This window comes from Actinosynnema sp. (assembly GCF_052038725.1).
This window is the reverse complement of the sequence record NZ_JBQGCX010000983.1, coordinates 1-2,261: the sequence shown is the minus strand read 5'-3', so window position 1 is coordinate 2,261 and position 2,261 is coordinate 1. Positions and strand designations below refer to the sequence as shown.

The following is a 2,261-nucleotide window of genomic DNA, read 5'->3' as shown; positions in this document are numbered from 1 at the left end:
GGCGCGGGAACCGGCGGCACCGTCCCACCGGCGTCGGCCCACCGCCGCGACCAGCTCTCGTCCCCGAGCCCGTAATCGCTGCTCAGCGAGTAGTCCCCGAGCCCGTGGGGGTCACCGGCCACCCCGGAACCACCCCGCTCGACCTCAGGCCCACCCCGCCCCTGCAGCGGCAGCCCGCCGCTGGGGTCACCGGGGGTGTGCAGCCCGCCGTCACCGGTGCCGCCCCGCTCCCCGCCACCGTGCCTGCCCGACCGCTCCTCCGCGCGGAAGACGCTGCCCGCGCTCCCGGACTCGGCGCTCCCGGACTGGACGCTCCCCTCGCTCGCGGCGGCGTGCGTCCCGCCGAAGAACGCGGCGGCCCCACCCGAGGCGCCAGCGTCCACCCCGTCGAGGTAGTCGCTCCCGGCTCCGCGCTCAGCGGACGAACCGGCGGCCAGCCAGTCCCGACCGACCGCGCCCCGATCCGGGGCAGCTCGATCCGCAGCACCCCAGCCCGAGGCGCCCCGGTCCGAGGCGTCCTGCTCCGAGGCGCCCCAGTCGACCGAGGTGCGGCTGTCCGCCCCCCGGTCACCCGAGCCGTCACCGGCCCCGGCCCCGCCGAGCGCCCACTCGGCCAAGCTGAACCCGTCCGCGCCAAAACCGCCCGTGGCAGAACCGCCCGTGGCAGAACCGTGCGCGCTGAACCCGTCCGCGCCACGTCCACTGGCCGAGCCGTCCGCGCTGTGTCCACGGGTGGCCGAGCCACCCGCGCCGTGCCCACCGGTCGCGGAGCCGTGCACGCCGTGCCCACCGGTCGCCGGGTCGCCCGAGCCCTGCTCAGCCGGGGTCGCGCCCCGGTCTTCCCCCGTGGTGCGGCTGACGGGGAAGGGATCGGGTGCGCCGAGCGGCTTCCTGGGATCGCTGGCGGACCTGGGTCGCGGGTCGCCGGGGAACTCGTCCCGCTTGGGGTCGTGCCCGTACCCCTCGGGGACGCGGGCCGTCGGGATCAGCGGTCCTTTGGCGAACGCGACACCGAGCCCGGACGGTTCGTCCACCGGCAGCCCGTCCACGCCCACGACGGGCTGGACCATGGTCGGCGAGTCGAACATGTCCACGGCCCGGTCGTGCTTGTCGGCGAATCGTTCAGCCCCCTGGTCAGCGGCTTCCTCGCGGAAGCGCGCGGGCACCTCGACCCGCCAGGGAACCTCGTCAGCAGGGGGCACCGAAGCCTCCGTCCCAGCTCGCGCTCGACCGTCGTCACCGCCGTCGTCACCACCGTCGTCAGCCGCGGCCCGCCTCCGCCCACCGGCCCGCCGACGCCCGCCGAGCAGCCCGGCGGCCTTCAAGTTCTCCAGCACCCCGGACCCCTCGGGCGCCACACCGTCCCCGCCGTCCTCGGACGCCTCCCGAGCGGCCCTGCGCCGCCCGCTGCGCACGGCCCCGGAGGCGGCGATCAACCCGGCCGCCGACACGGACCGCTCCCCGGCGGAGTCCCCTTCACCCGCTGCGGAACCGGACTGTGTCGAGTCGGACCGCGCCGAGTCGGACTGTGCCGAGTCGGACTGTGCCGAGTCGGACTGTGCCGAGTCGGACCGCGCCGAGTCGGACCGCGCGGAACCGGCGCGGGAAGCCCGGCGCGCGGGGCCTGCGCTCCCGGAGGCGGTGTCCGCCGGGTCGACCGGGGACGTGCCGGTCGAGGCAGCGGGTCGCTCCTGCGGGGAGTCGGGCTCGATCCGGATCGGGGGGATCAACACCGTCTGCTCGGCAGCGGGCACCACCTCACCCCGCGACTCCCGAGCCCGCCCCACACCCCCGCCGCCGCCGAACGCGGACCCAGGAGCGGACGAGCTGAACGGCAGGTTCAGCACCGGCGCGGGGAGGTGGCTGATGTCGGGGAGCCCGAGGTCGTCGTCGAGGTCCTCGATCCCACCCGCCTCGTCCTCGAGCCCGCCCTGCTCGTCGGGCGCGGCCTTGGGCCACCCGGCCTGCACGGCGGACCGCCAGGAGTCCGCGAACTGCTCGACCCCGGACGACTGCCCACCGACGACCGGCTCCCCCGCCGACGACCGCCCGCCCGCGGCCTGCTCGCCCTCGGACGACCAACCACCGGCCACAGGCTCCCCCGCGGCAGGCTCCCCCGCGGAAACCGGCTCGCTCACGGCAGGCTCAACCGGCCCCTGCCACGCCTCGCCGTTCTCCTCACCGACGAAGTGCGCGGCGATCCGGGCCGCGATCGCGGCCTGGGCGGCGGCGTGCGCGGCAGCGGAGTCGGCCGTCCCGTC

1 pseudogene is annotated in these 2,261 nt (G+C 76.9%); it reads right to left on the bottom strand.

Annotated features, from left to right (window positions below):
- A pseudogene (locus tag ACTUAL_RS20850) lies at window positions 1-2,261 on the bottom strand (hypothetical protein); the annotation flags it as partial.